Genomic DNA, 21,302 nt, shown 5'->3' with positions numbered 1-21,302 from the left:
AATGAATAAAAAAATCCAACTTCAAGATTTAGGTCAAAAAGATTATAAATCGACTTGGGAATATCAAGAGGAATTATTTAAGGATGTTGTAGATTTAAAAATTAAGAATAGGAGAGAAGAACTTGATTTACCAACTCCTAATTATTTTCTTTTTGTCGAACATCCACATGTATATACTTTGGGGAAAAGTGGTGATTTGAGCAATTTATTATTGTCTGAAAAGCAACTGGAAGCCAAAGGTGCAACTTTTTATAAAATAAACCGTGGTGGCGATATTACCTATCATGGTCCAGGACAAATAGTAGGATACCCTATTTTGGATTTAGAAAATTTCTTTACAGATATTCATAAATACTTGCGATTACTTGAGGAATCTATTATTCTTACTCTTCAGGAATACGGATTAGAGTGTGGCCGAAGCGAAGGTGAAACTGGAGTTTGGTTAGGGGTAGGAACTCCGTTTGCTCGCAAAATTTGTGCATTGGGAGTACGTGCTTCACGCTGGGTAACTATGCACGGTTTTGCTTTGAATGTCAATGCTGACTTAGGTTATTTCGATAATATTATTCCGTGTGGAATTCGAGGTAAAGCGGTTACTTCACTTCAGGTAGAGCTTGGTGTAGAAAAAGTTGATGAAGCCGAAGTAAAAGCTAAAATTTTAAAACATTTAACAGATTTGTTTGAAGCTGAATTTGTTTAGGATACTCTATTTTTCTTAGAGTCACAAAGAGGCTAAATTTAAGATTTAGTTCTCTGTGACTCTGAGAGAGATTCATGTAAGTTTAGCTTATGATATCATCCAATGCCTGAAATAAATTCAAAGGATATTCGGCTATTCTGTTGCACAAATACAAATACCATTCTTTACCATATACAAAGTATAGTTTAGTTGCATAACCTTGTTCTTTTAGGTTTCTTAATTGCTCTGTTTGGATTCCGTATAGACTTTCGAATTCGTAAACATCATTACTCGTTTTGTAATTTTGAATTAGTGCTACAGCTTCTTTCTGGATATAATCGTGATGCGTTGCAATGGCGCAACGATGATTTTTTGATAGTAGCTGATCAACATAATATAAATAGCGCTCATCTAATGCGGCACCTCTTGGAATTGAAAGGTTGGCTGGAGTATCAAAAGCTCCCTTTACAATGCGTATTCTTCCGTTTTCTTGGATTAATTCTTTAAAATCATCTTGTGATCTGTGCAAATACGCCTGAAGCGTAATTGAAGTGTTTTTATAGGTTTGGGATGCAGTTTTATAAATGTCAATAATAGCGTCTGTTATTTCAACATTTTCGGCACTAATTGTTACTTCGATATTATTTTTTTCGGCTTCTTGGCATATAGAGGATAAATTGTTCAGACATAAATCAGGAGATATAGATAATCCAATATGAGATAAATCTAAAGAAACAGTCGAATTTAGCTTTTGGTTTTTAATTTCTTGTGCTATTCTAATAAATTCTTTGGTAGCTTCATTAGCTTCTATTTCGGTTAGGGTATTTTCTCCCATAAATTCCATAGAGCATTTAAAACCTTCTTTATTTTGTTCTTTTACTTTAAGAATTGTTTCTTCTAATGTTTCTCCGCCTATATATCTGTCTGCTGCCTTTTTTAAAGTGCTAAATAATATTTCGTTAGAAAGTATATGCTCTTTAGCTTTGTTGTTCATAGCAGCTCTTCTTAAAGCATTGGCTCCAAGTAGTATTAAATCTTTGTCCATTATAATGTATTGTTTTAGTGTTTGTAATATAGAAAAAACTTCATGATAAATGAAGTTTTCTAGCACGCAGATTTAGGAGATTTAGCTGATTTTTGCCTTTTGTTTAGATACGCAAGGCATGCTAAGTTTTTCTGAAACTTGAAACTTGAAACAAAAAAACTTGAAACAAAAAAAAATCAAGCATAATTGTATTTTCGGTAAATGGAATTAGACTTATTTAAGTGATAATTAGGATTATGAATTTCCTTTTATCAGGCTTGTTGGGTTGTATCCAAACTGTTTCTTAAATGCAAATGAAAAATGCGAAATGTTTTCGAAACCTAAATCGAGATAAATATCAGATGGTTTTTTTCTTTCTCTTTCAATTTGAAAATGTGCCTCTTGCAGTCTTTTTTGCATTAACCAACGATTAGGAGTATCATTAAAAATTTTTTTAAAATCTCTTTTAAAAGAGGATAAGCTTCTGCCAGTTAGGTAAGCTAGTCTTTCGAGGCTCACATTAAATTTATAATTTCGATATATAAATGCTTCTAGATCTAATTTTTCGGGAATACTTTGGTCAAATAATACATTCGAAATCTCTGGATTGGTTTGTAGTAATATTAATAAAAGTTCTTCTCTTTTTACTTTCGAAAAAGTTTCATCTATAACACCTCCATCATTGTAATACGGCATTAACGAACGCACAAAATTTGGTATTAAAACATCCTTTTTAAGAATAATAAATGCATTTTTAGAGTTTGATTTTACATTTGTAATGGCGTGATTTTTTTTAAACTCAGTCAAAAAAAACTCATCAAAAATGACCACAACTTTTTCAAATTGCCCATTGTCTTTCTGTTTGTTGTATTTAGCCAGATGATTTTTCCTTACAATACAATAATCTCCCGATTTAATGGTATGCATTTCATTTCCGTCATAACCCTCAATTTCTCCTGCTGCCAGATATAAGAAGATGTGTTCTGGAACAAATTGTTCTGGAGAAATTTCAGGACCAATATGACACGATTTTATTTCGGCGATTTTCATCTTAATTTAGATTTAAGTAGTGCTAATTTACATCTTTCCACCATTCTTTAAAAACTTGTGTGTGATCATTTAAATTTACTACTTCGCCAATCATAGGAGTTACCAATGGTAAATGAGCAGCTTTACTAAGTGTTGATAATTTTTCCAAAGGCTCATCCCAAGAATGCATTGCCAACTTAAATTTTGAAGAATGCACAGGAAATAAGGTTTTGGCTTTTAAATCTTGTGCAGCTTTAAGGACTTGTTCAGGAAGCATATGAATGGCTTCCCAAGCCAAATTATATTGTCCGTTTTCTAGAATTGCAAAATCTATCGGGCCAAACTGCTCTCCAATTTCAGCAAAATGGGTGTCGTAACCGCTATCGCCACCAATGTATATTTTTATATTTGGTGTTTGCAAAACATATGATAACCATAGCGTATTGTTTTTAGAAAAACCTCTTCCTGAGAAATGTCTGGCTGGAGTGGTGTGCACTTTAAAACCATCTTCTAGAACAATTGTTTCGTTCCAGTCTTTTTCGATTATTTTATCTGCGGGATATCCCCAACGCTCAAAATGTCCTCCAACTCCAAGACCACAAATAACTTTTTTTACCTTCGATTTTAAAGCAACTATGGTTTCATAATCAAGATGGTCGTAATGGTCGTGGCTAATAATTAAATAATCAATTGCAGGTAAATCATCTACAGTGTAGTCATTTGTTCCCTTAAATGCTGTTACAGTTCTTGGCAGCGGCGAAGCATTTCCGCTAAATACGGGATCAACTAGAAAGCGTTTTCCGTCTATTTGCATGAAATAAGACGAATGTCCAAACCAAACTAAGACATCAGTATCTGGAGAGAGATTGTGCAAATCGGTTTTTACTGATGGAATGGAAGTAACAGGTTCTCGTCTTGGATGGTTGCCAAATAGCTGTTCATAAAGAATACCGCTAAAACTATATCCTTTTGTCAGACTTGGTGTGTCATGGGTATTTTGAAATTTCCCATTGCTATAATTGCTAGAGTTTTTTATTAATTCCAAACGATTACCTTCTGGTGCTTTACCAAATTTGGGATGCATCATATATAAAAAAGTAACCAAGGTTAAAATTGCCAAAATGCTTATTACTGTTATCATAATTCTTTTTGTGATTTTTAAAAACCGTTTCATTCGATTTGTTTTATTATTAATTTTATGGAATCAAATTCAAGTAAATTATTTGTTGTTGCAACGCTTTTTAATTAAAATTTCTATGACTATCTTAATTAATGGTACAAAATTGCATCAAAACAAACTGTCTTACTTTGTTTAAAAGTCCAATTTTACTTTGTTCAAAAGTTCACTTTTAGTATTTAGGCATAAAAAAAGCCAACTCTTTTTTAAGTTAGCTTTTGTATAGAAGCAAATATGTTGATTTTTATTGGTTTATCTGTTTGTGTGAGTGGGAAATGGATTAGTTTTTAATTGTATTAAATTCCGTCACATAATCATAACCCAATTTTCCTTTTATCATACATAATTCAATTTTCCCACCTTGAGTTAGTTCTTCATAAAGTGCTTTTTTTATAGAAAAGCGTTCTTTAGTATTGTTTTCTGTAATTATATGAATAAAGTGTTCTCTTTTGCGTGATCCGCTAGTTCCTTTTTCTAAAATTGTATAGTTTTTACAAGATTTGGTGGTACTTGCATAAAAGTGATTTATAAAACTTGTTGTGGCTGCTGTGAGTAAAAATAGCCCGACAAATAGTCCAAAATGAACTACATATCTTCTTTTGCTTTCGAAATATACAGATGGATTTGTAATTTTTAAAATTATTGTAACTAAAATGGCTAAAGCAATTCCAGCGAAACCAGCTCTCCAAAAAAGTTGAGTACCATTTATAGTGTTATCGATTTTTCTTATTTCAAAAATTAGAAAAACCAAACTTCCAAAAAATAAAGCAGATGAAAAATAATACATAAACTTATCAAATGGTTTAGCGACTTTTTCAAATGCTATTTTAGGAGGAAAAAAATCATCTATTATTAGTTGTGAAAAGCTTACGATTAAAAGTAAATTATACATTCCGATTAAGAAAAACGGAAGAGGAACTAATCTAAAAGTTCCCTTATCGTTTCCAAATACAACAATAGGAATAATGCAAAGGGCAATATAGAGAAGCCGCTTATAAAACTCTTTTCTCATTCCAAATGGTTCAATTTTTTTCTTTTTTGAAATGGGATATTTTCGTTTAATCATTTTAACTTTAGTAAAGGTTTGCTTTAGGGAGATGAGGTTGGGTAAAAAAGCGGTTACTGTTTATGATGTAATTATTGGCTTTTTAGTTTTTTCATGAATTCTCCAAATGCAGGAAAAAAATCCTCAAAAAGTGGATGCTTTCTATTTTTGAGCATTACTTCGCTAAAGAGTTTTAATCCAATTGCAAATTCTGTAGATTGATTTTCATTTTCAAAAAGGTTTTTCTCTTTGATTATATCAATAATTTTAAAAATTTCATCATGATTTTCAAATTCCAATGATAAAGGTTGGGAGAAAATTGCTTCTTCTTTCATTAAAGAAACCTGTTCCAAAGTAAGTTTGTATTTATTAGCTCGTTTTGTCATAATTTTAGTTTTTTGAGTGTCACAGTATCTAAGATCTATTTGTAAAAGTAAGGTTTAGCTTGATTTCACTGAAGGATAATTAAATAGATTTAAGCATTTAATTGTATTCCGATATTTAATTGAGAAATTTTTATGTAGAACGAAAATACAAATTATTTAGTTTTAAAGCCTTGCTTTTTCTGAGATTGCAGCAATTAACTATTTTGATAAATGTGGTATTGGATTCGTTTTTTATCAATTTTAGTTGTGCAATAAAATTTTTTATTACATTTGTATAACTAGTTATATAATTAATTATAATATGGAGTTTTTTAATAAAGTAGGTAAGATGGCTCTAGGAAGCCGATTGCGTTTAATGAGCACAATGATAACCGATGATGCGGCTAAGATTTATGAACTTCATGGGATAGATTTTATTCCAAAATGGTTTCCTGTATTTTATTTGCTCTCCGAAGAAAAGGAAATTACTATAACCGAAATTGCCAACGAAATAGGTCACTCACAGCCATCTGTTAGTAAAATTGTTCAGGAAATGATAGCTGCGGGATTGATTCAGGAAAACGTAAAGACGACTGATAAGCGCAAGAATGTTATTGTTTTAACTGAATACGGCTTGTTGGTTTTGAATAAACTTAAATTGCAATGTATTGATGTAGAAGCTGCAGTAGAAGATCTGATAGGAGAGTCCAACCACAATTTATGGGCAGCTTTGGAAGAATGGGAGTTTTTGCTAGGGCAGAAATCGTTATTTAAAAGAGTTAACGAACAAAAGAAACTACGTGAGAGCAGTGCAGTGCAGATTGTGGAGTATAATGACGGGTATCAGTCGGTTTTTAGAGCACTTAATGAAGAATGGATTTCATCTTATTTTAAAATGGAAGAAGCTGATTATAAGGCTTTGGATAATCCGAAAGAATATATTTTGGACAAGGGAGGAAAGATATTTGTAGCGCTTTATGACAATGAACCTGTAGGTGTTTGTGCTTTGATAAAAATGAATGATCCTGACTATGATTTTGAATTGGCAAAAATGGCTGTTTCGAATAAGTGTCAAGGAAAAAATATTGGCTGGTTACTTGGTCAGGCTGTTACAAATGCAGCAAAAGAACTAGGAGCTTCCAAAATTTATCTGGAAAGCAATACTATTTTAAAACCAGCAATTAATCTTTATCATAAGTTAGGATTTAGCAAAGTGGTAGGGCGCCCAACGCCTTATGAACGTTGTAATATCCAAATGGAACTTCAGTTAAAGTAATACTACAAAAAGGACTATAAACATGGGCCACCAACAGAAAATGAATCTGGCTTATATCAGGATTTATACTTAATAAGCGGGAGACATAAATTGATACGCTAAATTTTGCAGTAGCCAAAGCTGCATTAACAAGTGGTATTGCGGCTGTTCCTGCTATGTTAGGCGAAATGATAAAAGTGAAGTCTGATTTATAAAGAAATTAATTTAAAACAACTCCAATTGATCAGGCAATAACCTAAAAGACATTCGATGGTACTTAGTGGGACCATATTTCTTAATTGCTTCGCGATGCTCCTTGGTTGGATATCCTTTATTTTTCTTCCAATTGTACATTGGGAACTCTTCATGAATCTTGTTCATATATTCATCGCGATAGGTTTTGGCAAGAACAGATGCGGCAGCAATGCTCAAAAATTTAGCATCGCCTTTTATAATACTCTGGTTAGGTATAGATTTTAATAATTCGATTTCTTCTTGTGAGAATTGTTTCCCAGTAGTGTTTTTTAATCCCAGTTTTGCATTTAGCATTCTGTTACCATCTACAATAATAAATTCAGGAGTTTGATTTAATTTCAGGATGCATTCCTGCATTCCTTTCATCGATGCATTCAGGATATTAATTTCGTCTATTTCGTTGGGATGCAAATGAGTAATAGCAAATGAAATAGCCTGTTCTTCGATTATAGGCTTAAGATTTTCTCTCGCTTTTTCAGATAATTGCTTACTATCGTTTAACGTTTTATTCTCAAAATTAGGTGGCAAAATTACTGCAGCAGCAGTTACTGGTCCAGCAAGGCAGCCACGACCAGCTTCGTCGGTTCCCGATTCTAAATTATATCCTGAAAAATTGAGTTGAAGCATACTTTATTTTTAATCACAAATATTATAAATTTTTATGAAAGCAACAAAGAGTATGATTGGGGAAATTATCCGTATCATTTTTTATGAGAACTGTTAGGAGAGCGGGGTATCACATTTCCCAATTTTCATTCTCTTTTTTAAATTTATTTTAGTTGTATTTTTTATTACTTTTATCTCTTGCTTTCTTAACATACTATAACTTCTTGATAAAATTTACAATGAGAATTTCTTCAAATCTAAATTACATTAAATCATCAAATTTATTTTTTATTTCTGCAGGTCTTGGTTTAATTAATTTTTTATTATCCTCTGATATACTTTTGTCGAAATCAGCTACAATAACAAGTGTAATTGTTATTTCTATTATTTTCGTTTTGGGTTTACTAATTAGATTTGAAATTTCCTGGGTTAAATATCTTTTAATCGTTATAATTATTTTTGGTATTAATGCATTTCCATCATTTATAAAAGAAGAGTTTAATTCTCATCCTTTAAATGCTCTTATTACTATATTACAATCAATAGCCCAGATTTATGCTACAGTCTTATTGTTCTTTAAGAAGAAATTAAATTATTGATTTGTTGGAGTTTATTTTCTTCAAGAATTTCAAGAACGTTTTTAGCGATTCTTATTTTGAGTTTGCGGGTGCGAAGTCGGTAAATTTTTATCGGGTTTACAATTTATAAGAGCATAAAAAAATTGCGCAAAGGCAGAGACTTTTGTGCAGCTTTTCATAAGAATACTTCGAGGAGGATTTTATTTGCTAAAACTATAGTAATCGGCTGCCTTATTTTTAATTGTGATAATACTATAAATAGTTGATTCTCCACCAATTTTATGTGAAACAATTAGATGCCAACACATTTGATTCATTACCCAAAATCCTGCAATGAAAAACAAAACGAATTTTGATTTTAAATAAAATGCTAAAGCTATAGCTGTGATGTTGTAGCTTTTGTTTTGTTATAATTTAAGGTTGAAATAATTCTGTAGAGAGGGGTTTGTGGAATGTACATTATTTATGTAGTTTTACGAGGAATAGTTGAATTATTGAACTAGAATTATCCCTAATAAAATAGAATTATGAAGTTTAAAATGTATTTACTTGTTTCTTTATTTTTTGTTGCAATTGCCTCATTTGCACAAAAAAAATCACTTAATGTAGATGATTTTGATAATTGGAAACAAATAGAAAAAGCACAGTTATCTGAAAACGGTGCTTATCTGGTATATGAATATAATCCAGGAAATGGAGATGGTATGCTTGTTGTCGTTAATGTTAAAACGAAAGCATCAGATACAATTCCGAGAGGCTACGATGCCCAAATTAATGGAAAAAGTACGTTTGTATCATTTAAAATAAAGCCAGAAATAGCAGTACGAAGAAAGGCAGAAACTAAGAAACTAAAAAAGGAAAAACTACCAGTTGATTCTTTGGGAATCTATGTGTTTAAAACCAGAGAGATAAAAAAATATCCAAATCTAAATAGCTTCAGTCAGCCTATTGAAGGAGGGGAGTGGCTGGCGTATAAAACAATACTGAAAACAGTAAAATCAAAAGATTCTACAGGAGCAGACAAAAAATCAAAAGCAAAGAGTGATACTCTAGTAGTAGTTTATAACCCTATACATAAAGATAGTATAGCATTTTTGAATATAAAAAGCTTTAGCTGGTCTAAAAAAGCAGATAGATTATTGCTTCATTCAGAAAAAAAGAAAGATTCCTTAATTGCATCGGCCTTATTATATTTTGATGCAACGACTAAAAAGACAGATACTATTTTTAATTCAAAAGGGACAATAACAAAGATTGCTATAGAAGATAAGGGAGAAAAGTTAGGATTCCTTTTTTCATCCGATACAACCAAAATTAAAAAATATAAGTTGTATAAAGGAACGAAATCGGAGTTGACAGAATTAAAAACGAACAGAATTAAAAACCTTCCTGAGAATTGGAATTATTCAGATAAAGGGAATTTATTTTTTTCAGCAAATGGAAAGAGATTGTTTTTTGGAAATGCTTTATTTGAAGGAGAAAAGCTTAAAGATACTTTATTAAATAAAGAACGTGCAACATTAGATATTTGGGCATGGACTGATAAAGAATTACAACCAGAACAGATTGTAAATAGTAAAAAAGAAAAAAACCGAACGTATCAGGCAGTATATGATTTTAGTTCAGACAAAGCAGTACAGTTAGCGAGTAAGATAATTCCTGATGTTACAGTATTAAATAACGGAGATGGAAATTTTGTTTTAGGAGCAGATGATGAATCTTATAAAAGAGCCTCTTCATGGAACGCTTTAGGTATAAAAGATTTTTATAAAATTGATCTTAATACAGGAGAACAAAGCGTAATGATTAAAGAACAAGAGCAGATATGGTTTGGAGGTTCTCAAAAGTATGCTGTTTACTACAACAGAAAGGATAGTATTTATTATACTATTAATTTAAAAACCAATCAGCAGAAGCCATTGACCAAAGGGGTAAATGTGGCTTGGTATGATGAGCGAAATGATCAGCCTAATGAGCCTTCTCCATACGGTATTGCTGGTTGGGAAGAAGGAGATAAATCGGTTTACATCTACGATCGTTATGATATATGGAAATTTGATACCGAATCAAAAATACAACCAAAAAGAATAACCCAAAACGGAAGAGAAACTAAAAAGGTATATCGATATCTTCAGATAGATAATGAGGAGAAATTTATAGATACTAAAAAACAAGTTTTGTTATCAGTTTTTGAAGAAAATACTAAAAAAGTAGGATATGTTTATTCAGATTTTAACAAAGAAAAAACACCTACTGTCATAATAGAAGGAGATTATTTTTTTACAGCACCAAAAAAATCAAAAAATAGTAAAACTATTTTTTATACCAGACAAAATTATCAGCAGTATCCTGATATTTGGGTGACTACGACGGATTTTGAATCTCCTGAGCAAGTAACAAAAGCAAACCCACAACAAATAAATTATAAGTGGGGATCAGTAAGTTTGGTAGAGTGGAAAAATAATGATGCAATTAGTTTACAAGGATTATTGTACAAACCAGAGAATTTTGATCCTAATAAAAAATACCCAATGGTAGTGTATTTTTATGAGTTGAGTTCAGATACGTATCACCGTCATTATGCTCCTCAGCCTAGTAGATCTACAATTAACAGAACGTTATACGCTAGTAATGATTATTTTGTTTTTGTTCCAGATATTATTTATAAAAAGGGTCTTCCGGGAGAGAGCGCCTACAACTGTATTGTGAGCGGTGTGGAGAATATGATAAAACAGTTTCCATCAATCGATGCAAAACATATAGCACTTCAGGGACAAAGCTGGGGAGGATATCAAACAGCATATCTTATAACGCAAACAAATATGTTTGCCGCGGCTATGGCAGGAGCGCCAGTTAGTAATATGACCAGCGCTTATGGAGGTATTAGATGGGAGACAGGTATAAGTAGAATGTTTCAGTATGAACATACGCAAAGCAGAATAGGCGAAACTATTTGGGGTAATTTAGATGCATACATAAAAAACTCTCCCTTGTTTTATGCAGATAAAGTACAAACACCTTTGTTAATGATGCATAATGATAATGATGGAGCAGTGCCATGGTATCAGGGAATTGAATATTTTACAGCATTACGACGTTTAGATAAGCCAGTATGGATGTTAAATTATAATGGAGAACCGCACAATCTTAAAGCTGACAGTTGGGGCAACAGAAAAGATTTGTCAACTAGAATGAAACAATTTTTTGATCATTATCTAAAAGGAGAAAAAACTCCAGAATGGATGATTAAGGGAAGATCAAATCTTGAAAAAGAAAGTAATAAAGCATACTAAAAAAGGAAATAAATATAATTTATAGACCTAATTTATATTGGTAATAGCCCCTTAATTTGTATAATAATAAAAATGACTTATTAAGGAATTTTGTGCTGATTTTAGAATTTTACGATCAGCGCGGAAAAACTCTAACCGATTGTGATTCATATATGTAATAAAGCTTTAGATAGTAAAATTAAAGAAGCTTAAATTATAATAAATCATAAAAACTGTCCAAAAATTTTGGGCAGTTTTTTTTTTGGAAATAATATAGTATAAGTTTTCTAAAAACAGATAAAATAGCAATTAAGACTTATAAAATGCTATTAAATAAAGAATCAATTCCTTTAATTGGAGAATGTTAAAGAATTAACATTTTGTTTCTTGTTAAATTGAAAAGATGATACCTCCGTAGGTTTTTAATCATAATTATTGGTAATGTACTTTGCCTGTGTGTTTTGTAGTTTATTTACTCTTTAAATTTAAAATAAAAGTAGGAATTTTTTCTTAATTGTAATTATTTAATTGTTAATGTAAGAAATTTTCATTTGTTTTGTTGGGTATTAATTATAAAATATTTAACATGAAAGTAAAATTTACATGGGTATTAACATTATTAGCAGCATTGACCATGCAATTTTCTTTTGCACAGGAAAGAGCTGTTTCGGGTGTTGTAACCGATAATTCAGGAATGCCTTTACCGGGTGTAAGTGTATTGGTTAAGGGAACAAAAACTGGAACACAAACTGATTTTGATGGAAAATATTCGATCAAAGCACTACCAAGTCAAACGTTGATATTTAGTTACATTGGGATGAAAACCCAAGAGATCGTAGCTAGCAGCACGACTGTTAATGCTAAATTAAAAGATGACTCTGTAGAACTAGAAGGTGTAGTTGTTACGGCTTTAGGAATTAAAAAAGAAGAGAAAAAACTTGGTTATGCAGTATCTAAAGTATCAGCAGATGAAATTACTAAATCTGGAGAGCAAAACGTTCTTCAAGCATTAGCAGGTAAAGCTGCTGGAGTACAAATCATTGGATCTGGAGGAACTCCTGGTGCTTCTAGTAAAATTATTATTAGAGGAACAAATACTATTACAGGTACAAGTGACCCTCTAATCGTAGTTGATGGAATTCCAATTGACAATACTACAACTCAAACTAGTGCTGGTGACAACCCTTTTAATGCAAACTTATCTGGAATTAACAACTCAAACAGAGCATTAGATATCAACCCTGATGATATCGAGAGTGTGGCTATTCTTAAAGGACCTGCTGCTGCAGCATTATACGGAGCAAGAGCTGGTAACGGTGTTATCATTTACACTACTAAGAAAGGTAAAAAAGGAAAAGGCTTAGGTATTGATTATAATACTTCGTTAGGTATAGATAAAGTAAGTCAATTACCTGCAAGACAAAATAAATATGTTCAAGGTAATTATGACAAAGCTGGAGTTCCAGAATACATAACAAATACTCCAATAAGCTGGGGACCATCTGCGGCATCTTTAGGTCTACCAACTTACGACAATCCACGTAATTTCTTTCAAGAGGGTATTACTCAAACTAATAACATTTCGATATACGGAGGAGATGAAAAAGCTACCTTTAGAGCCTCTTATGGTAACGTTACCCAAACAGGAATGATTCCTGAAACAGGATTAAAAAGAAATACACTAAGACTTGTTGGGGATTTAAAATTAAGTGACAATTGGAAAGCAGGAGCTAGTATGCAATATACTCATACTACTAATACTTTGGCTCAAAACGGTAGCAATGCTTCTGGTGTGATGTTAGGTTTAATGCGTTCTCCTATTAACTATGACTTAAGAAGCTATAAAGATGAGTTTGGAAACAATACCAACTATTTCTCTGGATATGACAATCCTTACTTTACAGTAAATGAAAACCCTGCTACAAGTGATGTAAATCGTGTGTTAGGGAATATCTTCTTATCATACAATCATGCATCTTGGTTGTCTTTAACTGCCAAAGGAGGTATTGACACTTATTCAGACGCTCGTAAACAAATATATGCAGTTTCATCAAATGGTGACGATTTAAATGGAATCGGCGAGGTTGCTTTTAATAGCATCACTAACAAAGATTACTACGGAGATTTAATTGCTTCAGGTTTATTACCAATGCAATCAGAATGGATAAAAATTAACTACACTGCGGGTCTTAATTTACGTTCTAATCAATATTTAGATGTATTTTCAAGAGGGAAAGGTCTTTCTGTACCAGCGGTATATAATTTAGGGAACGCGACTGAATTGTATGCTTCTAACGTAGAAGAAAATACTATTTCAAGAGCCCTTTTTGCACAAGTAGATTTCGATATTAAAGATCAGCTTTTCTTATCAGGTACAATCCGTAAGGAATGGGCATCTACTTATGGTGACAATGTAAAAAGTGCTATATTCCCTTCAGGAACCGCTTCTTGGATTGCATCAAATACTTTTGATTGGGCAAATTTCGTAAAATTAAGCTATGGATATGGAGAAGTAGGTATTGCGCCAGCTGCATATCGTACCGTAAGTGTTTATACAAAACCATTCATGACTGATGGTTTTACAAATGGTTTAAGTTTTCCTTACAATGGAATAAATGGAATGGCTTTACAAGGCCGTCTATCTAATCCTGATTTAAAACCAGAAAGAGTACTAGGTCATGACTTGGGATTAAGTACTAAATTTTTAAACAATCGTTTAGCGATAGATTTGAATTTATACTACAAAACATCTAAAGATCTATTGATTGATGTGCCGTTACCACAATCATCTGGTTTCGCTGCACAATATCAAAATGCTGCTGAATTAGTTAATAAAGGAATTGAACTAGAAATTGGCTACGATATTTTTAAAAAAAGCAATCCATTCCAATGGAATGTTAATTTAAACTGGGCTAAAAACGAAAATAAAGTTACAGATATTTCTGGTGGGTTACCCGAAATTTCTATAGAAAGTGCTTTTTCATCAATTGGATATTACGCTGTAAAAGGGCAACCATTAGGGAGTTTTTATGGAACGAAATGGAAACGTGATGAAAATGGACAAAAAGTAATTGGAAGCAATGGATTAGCTATAGTGGCTGATGAAATAGGAAATTTAGGAACTTCAGCTCCAAAATGGACTGGTGGTATCAGAAACACGTTCTCATACAAAAGAGTAACTTTATCAGCTTTGTTTGATATCAGATACGGTGGAGAAGTTTACAATGGTACACTAGCTAGATTGAACAATATAGGTGTTTCTGAAGCCTCAGCAGACAGAGAAAGAACTTATGTGATTGAAGGAGTTAAAGAAGATGGTACTCCAAATACTAAAGAAATATCAGCACAACAATATTTTCAAAAATATCTTGGTGATGGTGGTGGAGCTGCAGAAGAAGCAGTAGAAACTGTAAATTGGGTTAGACTACGTGATGCAACTATTAGCTATGATTTTAATGTAAAACAATTTCCTTTAATAAGTGCCGCGCAAATATCGCTAACAGGGAGAAATTTGTGGCTAAATACTAACTACAAAGGAGTAGATCCTGAAACGAGTTTAACTGGAGCGGGTTCCAAAATTAATGGATTAGATTATTTCAACAATCCTGGTAGCAAATCATTCATAATGAGTCTACGAGTAAGCTTTTAATTTAAAATAAATAAAAATGAAAAAATACATAAAAGGTGTAATTCTTACAGTGTTTAGTATAACATTACTGAATAGCTGTCAATCAGAATTAGATGATTTTAACAACAATCCTAATAACCCGTCGGTTAGTACTCCAACTTTATTGATGGCTGCCATGGAAGTTTCTACATTTTCTACTCATACAACTGGATTGATGAGATACTCAGGCATTTTTACACAACATTTGGCAGGTACTAATATTGGACAGATGGGGCCAATCGCAAGTTATATCATAACTGAAGGAGATGTAAACAATGAGTGGAACCTTATTTATGGTACTACTTTAATGAATGGACATATCTTAAACAGAGATTTTGCAAAAGATTACCCATATTATAACGGAATAGGTCAGATATTAACTGCGCTAAATTTAGGATATGCTACAGATATGTGGGGAGATGTTCCTTATGATGAATCATTTCTTGCTGAACAAGGAAACAAAGCTCCTAAATACAATACGCAACAAGAAATATACGTAAGATTGCAAGCCATTTTAGATAATGCAATTATAAACTTAGCAAAGCCTATAGCTAATAATGAAAAAATTCCTGGAAAAGATGACCTTATTTTTGCAGGAGATACGAAAAAATGGATAAAAGTTGCTTACGTATTAAAAGCAAGATTTGCTTTAAGATTGACAGTTGTTGAAGGCAATGCAGCGGCTCAAAAAGCCTTAGACTATATTACTTTAGCTGGTATGACTGAAAATGCAGACGATGCAAATACCTTTTTTACAACTGAAACTAACAGTTTAAACCAATGGTATGCTTTTGGATATAACCGTCCGAATTATATGAAAGTTGGGAAATATCTTGTTGATTACTTAAAAAACACCAATGATCCTAGGTTGTCAAAAATGATAGCTTTAACTGTTCCTCCAAAAAATGCACCTGTAGGCTTTGTTCCAGACTATATAGGAAATGCTCCAGAAGATCAAACATCTATTGGGACTTCATATATAGGATCAGCATTTGCTAGTGAAGCTTCTCAAATTGGTATTGTAACTTATGCAGAAGCTAAATTTATTGAAGCTGAAGCTAAAGCTAGATTAGGGCAATCAGGTGTAGATACTGCGCTACAGGAAGCTGTTACTGCATCTGTAAGAAAGATAACAAGTACAGATCCTACCGCTCCTTTCTTAGCTGCAGCAACTGCAGATATTACTATTGCTGGTATAATCCAACAAAAATATATTGCTCTATTTTTAACCATGGAGCCGTATAATGATTTTAGAAGAACTGGATTCCCTGTGTTGGTTCCGAATCAGAATTCTCAGACGAGAACTATTCCAGTAAGACTCCCTACGCCATCAGACGAAAGACAATATAACCCTAATGCAACTGTGGTTAGTAATGTAACTTCTAAAATATGGTGGGATAAAGACTAAATATAATTATTCTGTTTTATTGAGTACAGAGAAAAGTTAGTTATAAAAACTCAATTTTTTTAAGCGATTAGGAAAAAGATAAATCTTTAACTAATCGCTTTTTTATTGCCGATTTTTAGATTAGTTGGTTCGTATTAGTAAATAAATTTAATATATTTTTCAACAAATAGGATAAGCTCACTTTTGTTTGTTAATGCAATGCTATAGGTTGTCGTTTTGTGAAAAAAAAGTATATTGAATGAGAATAATCATAAAATAAACCAGTGATTAACTAATAATTAACATTATTTTTATTGATAAAGTATATATTTGGGATTCTATTTTTATTATCAAAATATTAACCAAAACAAAAAAAATGAAAAAATTAATTTATTTACTAGTTTTTTGTCCTTTTTTAGGATTTTCACAAGATGGCCCTTATAATGGAGTAGATTGTGATGCTAATGATATAATAAAAGAAATATATCAAGAAGGAAATAATACTATTATAAAATGTACCGATAAAGATGGTAATTTTGTTATAAATGCAATACCGAATAATGGAAATCATGGCGGGGGTGCTGCTGGTAATGGAACTGATACAGGTTTATCTCTGGATCCAGGAAAGGAAGATGGTCCTGGTAGATCGTGTATCAATACTTGGGTAAGAGGAGAAAATAACCAGTGGCAGATAGCAGCTTATTGCGGATAATCTAAAAAAAAATGACAATAAGTATTTAGATTGTCGTAGTACAGTTTGATAATCTATATTTATAATTGAATTTAAAAAGACATTCAGTTGAAAGTAAAGAAAAGAGTCGAACGTATTTTTAAAAAAAGGAGTAGAAATCTATTTATGATTTTTGCTCCTTTTTTTTGTTTTTAATATTTTATAGATGTCAGCTTAGATAGGATTTTTGCTTACATGAATAAGAGTTATAATTTGTAATGATTTTTTGCCACAGTAATTTGATGATATCTATATACTTCTCTTATGATAGAAAATATATGGATATCTGATAAACTCAAAAAAAACATTTATTAAAAATTCGTATAACAACCTAATTTTATAGATGTCATTTATTGTACTACATTCAATAAGCAAAGATTTCAGTATAGGATATTTTAAATTATATATTGAGAAGGTCTCAGGAGTTTTATTCGTATTTAATCAATCTAATAAATTTTGATAAGGATAGATATTGTGGGCATGTTTGTAAAATGGTATTATTTTATGTAAAAATATGATTAAGAAAGAACTTAAGTAATTGTATTTTTTCTATTAGTAATTATTCATCACGAGTGGTTTTTGTACTCAGCTTTGTTTTTAAATTTCAATCTCAATTAAGAATAAGCCTAGGAATTAGATTTAATTATGGGATTCATTCTTGTATTCTTTATTATTCATGCATTTAGGGCGCTAATTTTAACAGTTTTAGCGAGCTGATAACGTATGAAAAAGTAAAAAATTGCTTTTTTTTTTATTTTTTTTTAAATATTTTTTTATAGCTTTTTTCTTTCTTTTTTTAAGATGTTGTTTGTTTTGGTGAAGTTATTTTTTAGCCTCTATTTAAATAAAGTATAATAAAATAAATTTAATTGCTTTAAAATTAGTGATTTGTGTGTTTTGTTTTTTGTTTAAGTATAAATTTCGAATAATTCACTTTGAATGTTTTCTTTGTAAAAAGTAAGAAATGTATCATATTTATTAGTTTGCTTAACAAAAAGTGTTTTTCTTGTTAAAAAAAATATATTATGATTAACTTTTGGTTAATTAACTTTTTATTAAGATGTTTGCAGAATTACTAATTCAAAATATATTAATATGAGATTAAAATTTAAATGGATTTTTACACTACTAATGTTAGCGTTATCTATGCAGTTTTCTTTTGCTCAGGAGAAAAACATTAAGGGTGTGGTTACAGATGATTCTGGACCAATTCCTGGAGTGAATGTTGTAGTAAAAGGGACAAAAGTAAGTACACAAACAGACTTTAATGGTGTTTATTCTATTCAGGCAAAAGCAGGAGATGTTTTAGTGTTTTCTTTTATGGGAATGAATGATTCTGCTGTAACTGTTGGAGCATCTAATAGTGTAAATGCGAAATTGACATCAGCTTCTCAATCACTTGATGAGGTTGTGGTAGTTGCTTACGGTAAGCAAAAAACAAAATCTATTGTAGGTTCAGTAGCAACAGTAGGTAAAGACATTTTAGAAAAACAACAAGCTACGAATGTTTTAACAGCAATTCAAGGTAGTGTTGCTGGGGTTAACATTATCTCAGCAGGAGGTCAACCAGGTGAAAGTCCAACCATACGTATTCGTGGTATTGGGTCTATCAGTTCTTCTGCAGAGCCTTTGATTATTTTAGATGGTGCACCTTTTTCAGGGAATATTAACTCAATTAGTGCGGATCAGATAGAAAGCATGAGTGTGTTAAAAGATGCTTCTTCTACTGCTTTATATGGTTCTAGAGGAGCAAATGGTGTAATTATCATTACTACTAAAAGAGGTAAATTTAATACGCCTACAACGGTACACTTAAACTCTGTAGTAGGTGTTGGTAGCAATGCAGTTAAATTACATAAATTATTGTCAACAGATCGTCTTACGGAGTTAAGTTGGGAAGCAGTACGTAATGTAAATCAATATGGTAGAGGGCAAGCTCCTGCATTAGCAGGTCAAAATGCATCTAATTCATTAGTGTCTGCTTTGGGGTACAATCCTTATAAAGCAACAGTTCCTGTTGATGCTAACGGAAAATTAGTTACAACAGATAAATATTGGGATACAGATTGGGAAAAGGCTTTGATTAATAATTCGGCTATAAGGAAAGAAAATTCTATCGCAATTAGTGGTGGTGGTGAAAATGCTGCATTTTCATTTTCTGCTAATAATTTGAACCAAGAAGGGGCTTTAGTTAATTCAAATTTTAAGAGAACTTCAGTTAGAATTAGCGCAGATACCAAAATTAATGAATCACTAACCGCTGGTTTAAGTGTAGGTTATACTACATCAACTCAAAATTTCCCAACGCAATCAGGAAATTCATATCAAAGTCCAATACAATGGATTTATAATGTTTCTTCAATTTATCCATTATATCAACATGATGATCAAGGGAATGAAATGTTTGATAATTTAGGAAGAAAGATTTATGATTATGGAGCAGGTGATGGAGATTTAAACGCAGTGCGTCCAATGATGGGGAATGAAAATGCTTTAGGAGCATTGTATAATTATACTGTTAGAAATAATAGAGATGATATTACTATCAATGGGTATGCAGGTTATAAAATCACAAAAGATTTATCTTTCAAAACTACAATTGGATACCAAAGATATATGCTTGATAATTTTAACTATAGTTCTTCTCTGTATGGTAATGCTGCTGGAGTTAATGGTAGAATAACACAAAATAGAGATATTACAACGTCTATAAATATTACGAATGTGTTAAGCTATAAAAAGCAATTTGGAAATCATACTATTGGTATTGATGGAATTCAAGAGGCTTATAAGTTTAAGTTAGATAGAATGTATGCTCAAGGGGAAGGATTTTTGCCAGGAGTAGAAGTTAATGATGGAGCAACTAACCCAACAGGAGTTGGTGGAACTGTTACAGAAGAGCGTCTTAATAGTTATTTAGGTCGTGCTACATATAATTATGCTAATAGATATTTCCTTGAAGGTTCTTACCGTACAGATGGTTCATCTCGTTTTGCAAGAGATTCACGTTGGGGTAATTTCTTTTCTGTAGGTGGTGCTTGGAGTATTAAAGACGAAAGCTTCTTAGTAGATAGTAAAGTTATTAGTACTTTAAAACTTAAAGGATCTTATGGAGAATTAGGAAATAATAGAGCATTGAATGCTGATGGTACAGATTCTTATTTTCCTTACCAACAATTATATAATTTAGGATGGAGTGAAATGGATTACCCAGGAGTTTCATTGGGAGCACCAGCTGATAAAAAATTGACTTGGGAAAAAACAGCTTCATCGAATATTGGTATTGAATTAGGATTCTTTAATGATAGATTTAAAGCAGGAGCAGACTGGTATCAAAAAAAATCAATTGATTTAATTTATGCAATTCCAGTTGCAGGTTCAACAGGTAATACAACTTATTTAACAAATGCAGGTTCTTTGAAAAACTACGGTTTAGAGGTTTATTTAAGTTCTGTGAATGTTAAGAATACTAACTTTACTTGGACTACTGATTTGAACTTCTCTTTTGATAGAAATGAAGTTACATCTTTAACACAAGATTATATTATTAATGGTAGTAAGCGTTGGGAAGTAGGTAAATCTATTTATGATTTCTGGATTCAGGAATGGGCTGGAGTTGATTCGGCTACAGGTAAAGGACAATGGTATAAAGATGGTGTAGATACTAATGGAAATAGAAATACTACATTTAATTATTCAGAAGCTTCTCGTAACTATGTAGGAAAATCATCATTGCCAGATGTGGTTGGAGGACTTTCAAATTACTTCAAATACAAGAATTTTGATATGAATATCTTGTTCAACTTTAGTTATGGAGCTTACGTTTATGATTCATCATATGCATCATTAATGACAGGATTAAAAGATCCAGGACGTCCAGGATCTGCAGATTTAGAAAACCGTTGGCAACAACCAGGAGATATTACAGATGTTCCAAGATTGTATCAATCAACTCAGGATTATGCTTCTCAATCTACAAGATTTTTATTCAAAAATAATTATATCCGTTTGAAAGCATTGAATATCGGTTATAACTTTCCAAAAGATGTAATGAATTCTATTGGAGTAAATAATATTAGAATTTACTTGCAGGGAGATAATTTGTTGACTTTCCAATCTCATAAAGGAATTGATCCTGAACAAAGTTTTGCAGGTACAACAAATAGTAGAACATACAACCAAAGATTAGCTTCTTTAGGGTTTTCGATTGATTTTTAATAATAAATTTAGTAT

Annotated in this window: 13 protein-coding genes; 7 read left to right on the top strand and 6 right to left on the bottom strand. The window is 31.7% G+C overall.

Features of this window, described 5'->3' with window-relative positions; all coding sequences use genetic code 11:
- Window position 1 precedes the first annotated feature (1 nt).
- Window positions 2-700 carry a lipoyl(octanoyl) transferase LipB gene (gene lipB, locus OIU80_RS02240; protein WP_264285466.1) on the top strand — a complete coding sequence of 233 codons (699 nt, stop codon included), beginning with the start codon at window positions 2-4 and terminating at the stop codon, window positions 698-700.
- Window positions 701-782: 82 nt separating this feature from the next.
- Here lipB and OIU80_RS02235 read toward each other — a convergent pair whose 3' ends face one another.
- From OIU80_RS02235 to OIU80_RS02215, 5 genes are all read right to left on the bottom strand, one after another.
- Complete coding sequence (locus tag OIU80_RS02235; RefSeq protein WP_264285465.1) at window positions 783-1,724, bottom strand: proline dehydrogenase family protein; 942 nt, start codon at window positions 1,722-1,724, stop codon at window positions 783-785.
- Between the two features lie 234 nt (window positions 1,725-1,958).
- A complete protein-coding gene (locus OIU80_RS02230) occupies window positions 1,959-2,753 on the bottom strand; it encodes a helix-turn-helix domain-containing protein (protein WP_264285464.1) in 795 nt (264 codons plus the stop codon).
- A gap of 22 nt (window positions 2,754-2,775) precedes the next feature.
- Window positions 2,776-3,873 (bottom strand): MBL fold metallo-hydrolase, encoded by a 1,098-nt coding sequence (locus tag OIU80_RS02225; RefSeq protein WP_264285463.1) that lies wholly within the window; start codon window positions 3,871-3,873, stop codon window positions 2,776-2,778.
- A gap of 316 nt (window positions 3,874-4,189) precedes the next feature.
- The gene (locus tag OIU80_RS02220; protein WP_264285462.1) at window positions 4,190-4,975 is read right to left on the bottom strand and encodes a hypothetical protein; all 786 of its coding nucleotides are present in this window, start codon (window positions 4,973-4,975) and stop codon (window positions 4,190-4,192) included.
- Between the two features lie 71 nt (window positions 4,976-5,046).
- The gene (locus tag OIU80_RS02215) at window positions 5,047-5,340 is read right to left on the bottom strand and encodes a DUF3861 domain-containing protein (RefSeq protein ID WP_264285461.1); all 294 of its coding nucleotides are present in this window, start codon (window positions 5,338-5,340) and stop codon (window positions 5,047-5,049) included.
- A 301-nt stretch (window positions 5,341-5,641) separates the two neighbouring features.
- Between OIU80_RS02215 and OIU80_RS02210 the strand changes: the two genes are divergently transcribed.
- Complete coding sequence (locus OIU80_RS02210) at window positions 5,642-6,595, top strand: bifunctional helix-turn-helix transcriptional regulator/GNAT family N-acetyltransferase (protein ID WP_264285460.1); 954 nt, start codon at window positions 5,642-5,644, stop codon at window positions 6,593-6,595.
- 204 nt (window positions 6,596-6,799) lie between these two features.
- On the opposite strand, the gene OIU80_RS02205 is transcribed toward OIU80_RS02210, so the two are convergent.
- Window positions 6,800-7,456 (bottom strand): ribonuclease HII, encoded by a 657-nt coding sequence (locus OIU80_RS02205; RefSeq protein WP_264285459.1) that lies wholly within the window; start codon window positions 7,454-7,456, stop codon window positions 6,800-6,802.
- Window positions 7,457-8,540: 1,084 nt separating this feature from the next.
- On the opposite strand from OIU80_RS02205, the gene OIU80_RS02200 reads away from it, so the two are divergent.
- The 5 genes from OIU80_RS02200 (at window position 8,541) to OIU80_RS02180 (ending at window position 21,287) form a co-directional block, all read left to right on the top strand.
- Window positions 8,541-11,306 (top strand): alpha/beta hydrolase family protein, encoded by a 2,766-nt coding sequence (locus OIU80_RS02200; RefSeq protein WP_264285458.1) that lies wholly within the window; start codon window positions 8,541-8,543, stop codon window positions 11,304-11,306.
- 565 nt (window positions 11,307-11,871) lie between these two features.
- Window positions 11,872-14,934: a SusC/RagA family TonB-linked outer membrane protein gene (locus OIU80_RS02195; protein ID WP_264285457.1), complete on the top strand. Its 3,063-nt coding sequence runs from the start codon at window positions 11,872-11,874 to the stop codon at window positions 14,932-14,934.
- Window positions 14,935-14,950: 16 nt separating this feature from the next.
- Window positions 14,951-16,360, top strand: coding sequence for a SusD/RagB family nutrient-binding outer membrane lipoprotein (locus OIU80_RS02190; RefSeq protein ID WP_264285456.1), 1,410 nt, complete (start codon window positions 14,951-14,953; stop codon window positions 16,358-16,360).
- A gap of 355 nt (window positions 16,361-16,715) precedes the next feature.
- Window positions 16,716-17,051 (top strand): hypothetical protein, encoded by a 336-nt coding sequence (locus OIU80_RS02185; RefSeq protein WP_264285455.1) that lies wholly within the window; start codon window positions 16,716-16,718, stop codon window positions 17,049-17,051.
- A gap of 1,113 nt (window positions 17,052-18,164) precedes the next feature.
- The gene (locus OIU80_RS02180; RefSeq protein ID WP_264285454.1) at window positions 18,165-21,287 is read left to right on the top strand and encodes a SusC/RagA family TonB-linked outer membrane protein; all 3,123 of its coding nucleotides are present in this window, start codon (window positions 18,165-18,167) and stop codon (window positions 21,285-21,287) included.
- The last annotated feature ends 15 nt before the right edge of the window (window positions 21,288-21,302 follow it).

The organism is Flavobacterium frigoritolerans (assembly GCF_025847275.1).
Classification (GTDB): domain Bacteria; phylum Bacteroidota; class Bacteroidia; order Flavobacteriales; family Flavobacteriaceae; genus Flavobacterium; species Flavobacterium frigoritolerans.
The sequence above is the reverse complement of the archived record's forward strand: the minus strand, read 5'-3'. Positions and strand labels throughout refer to the sequence as shown.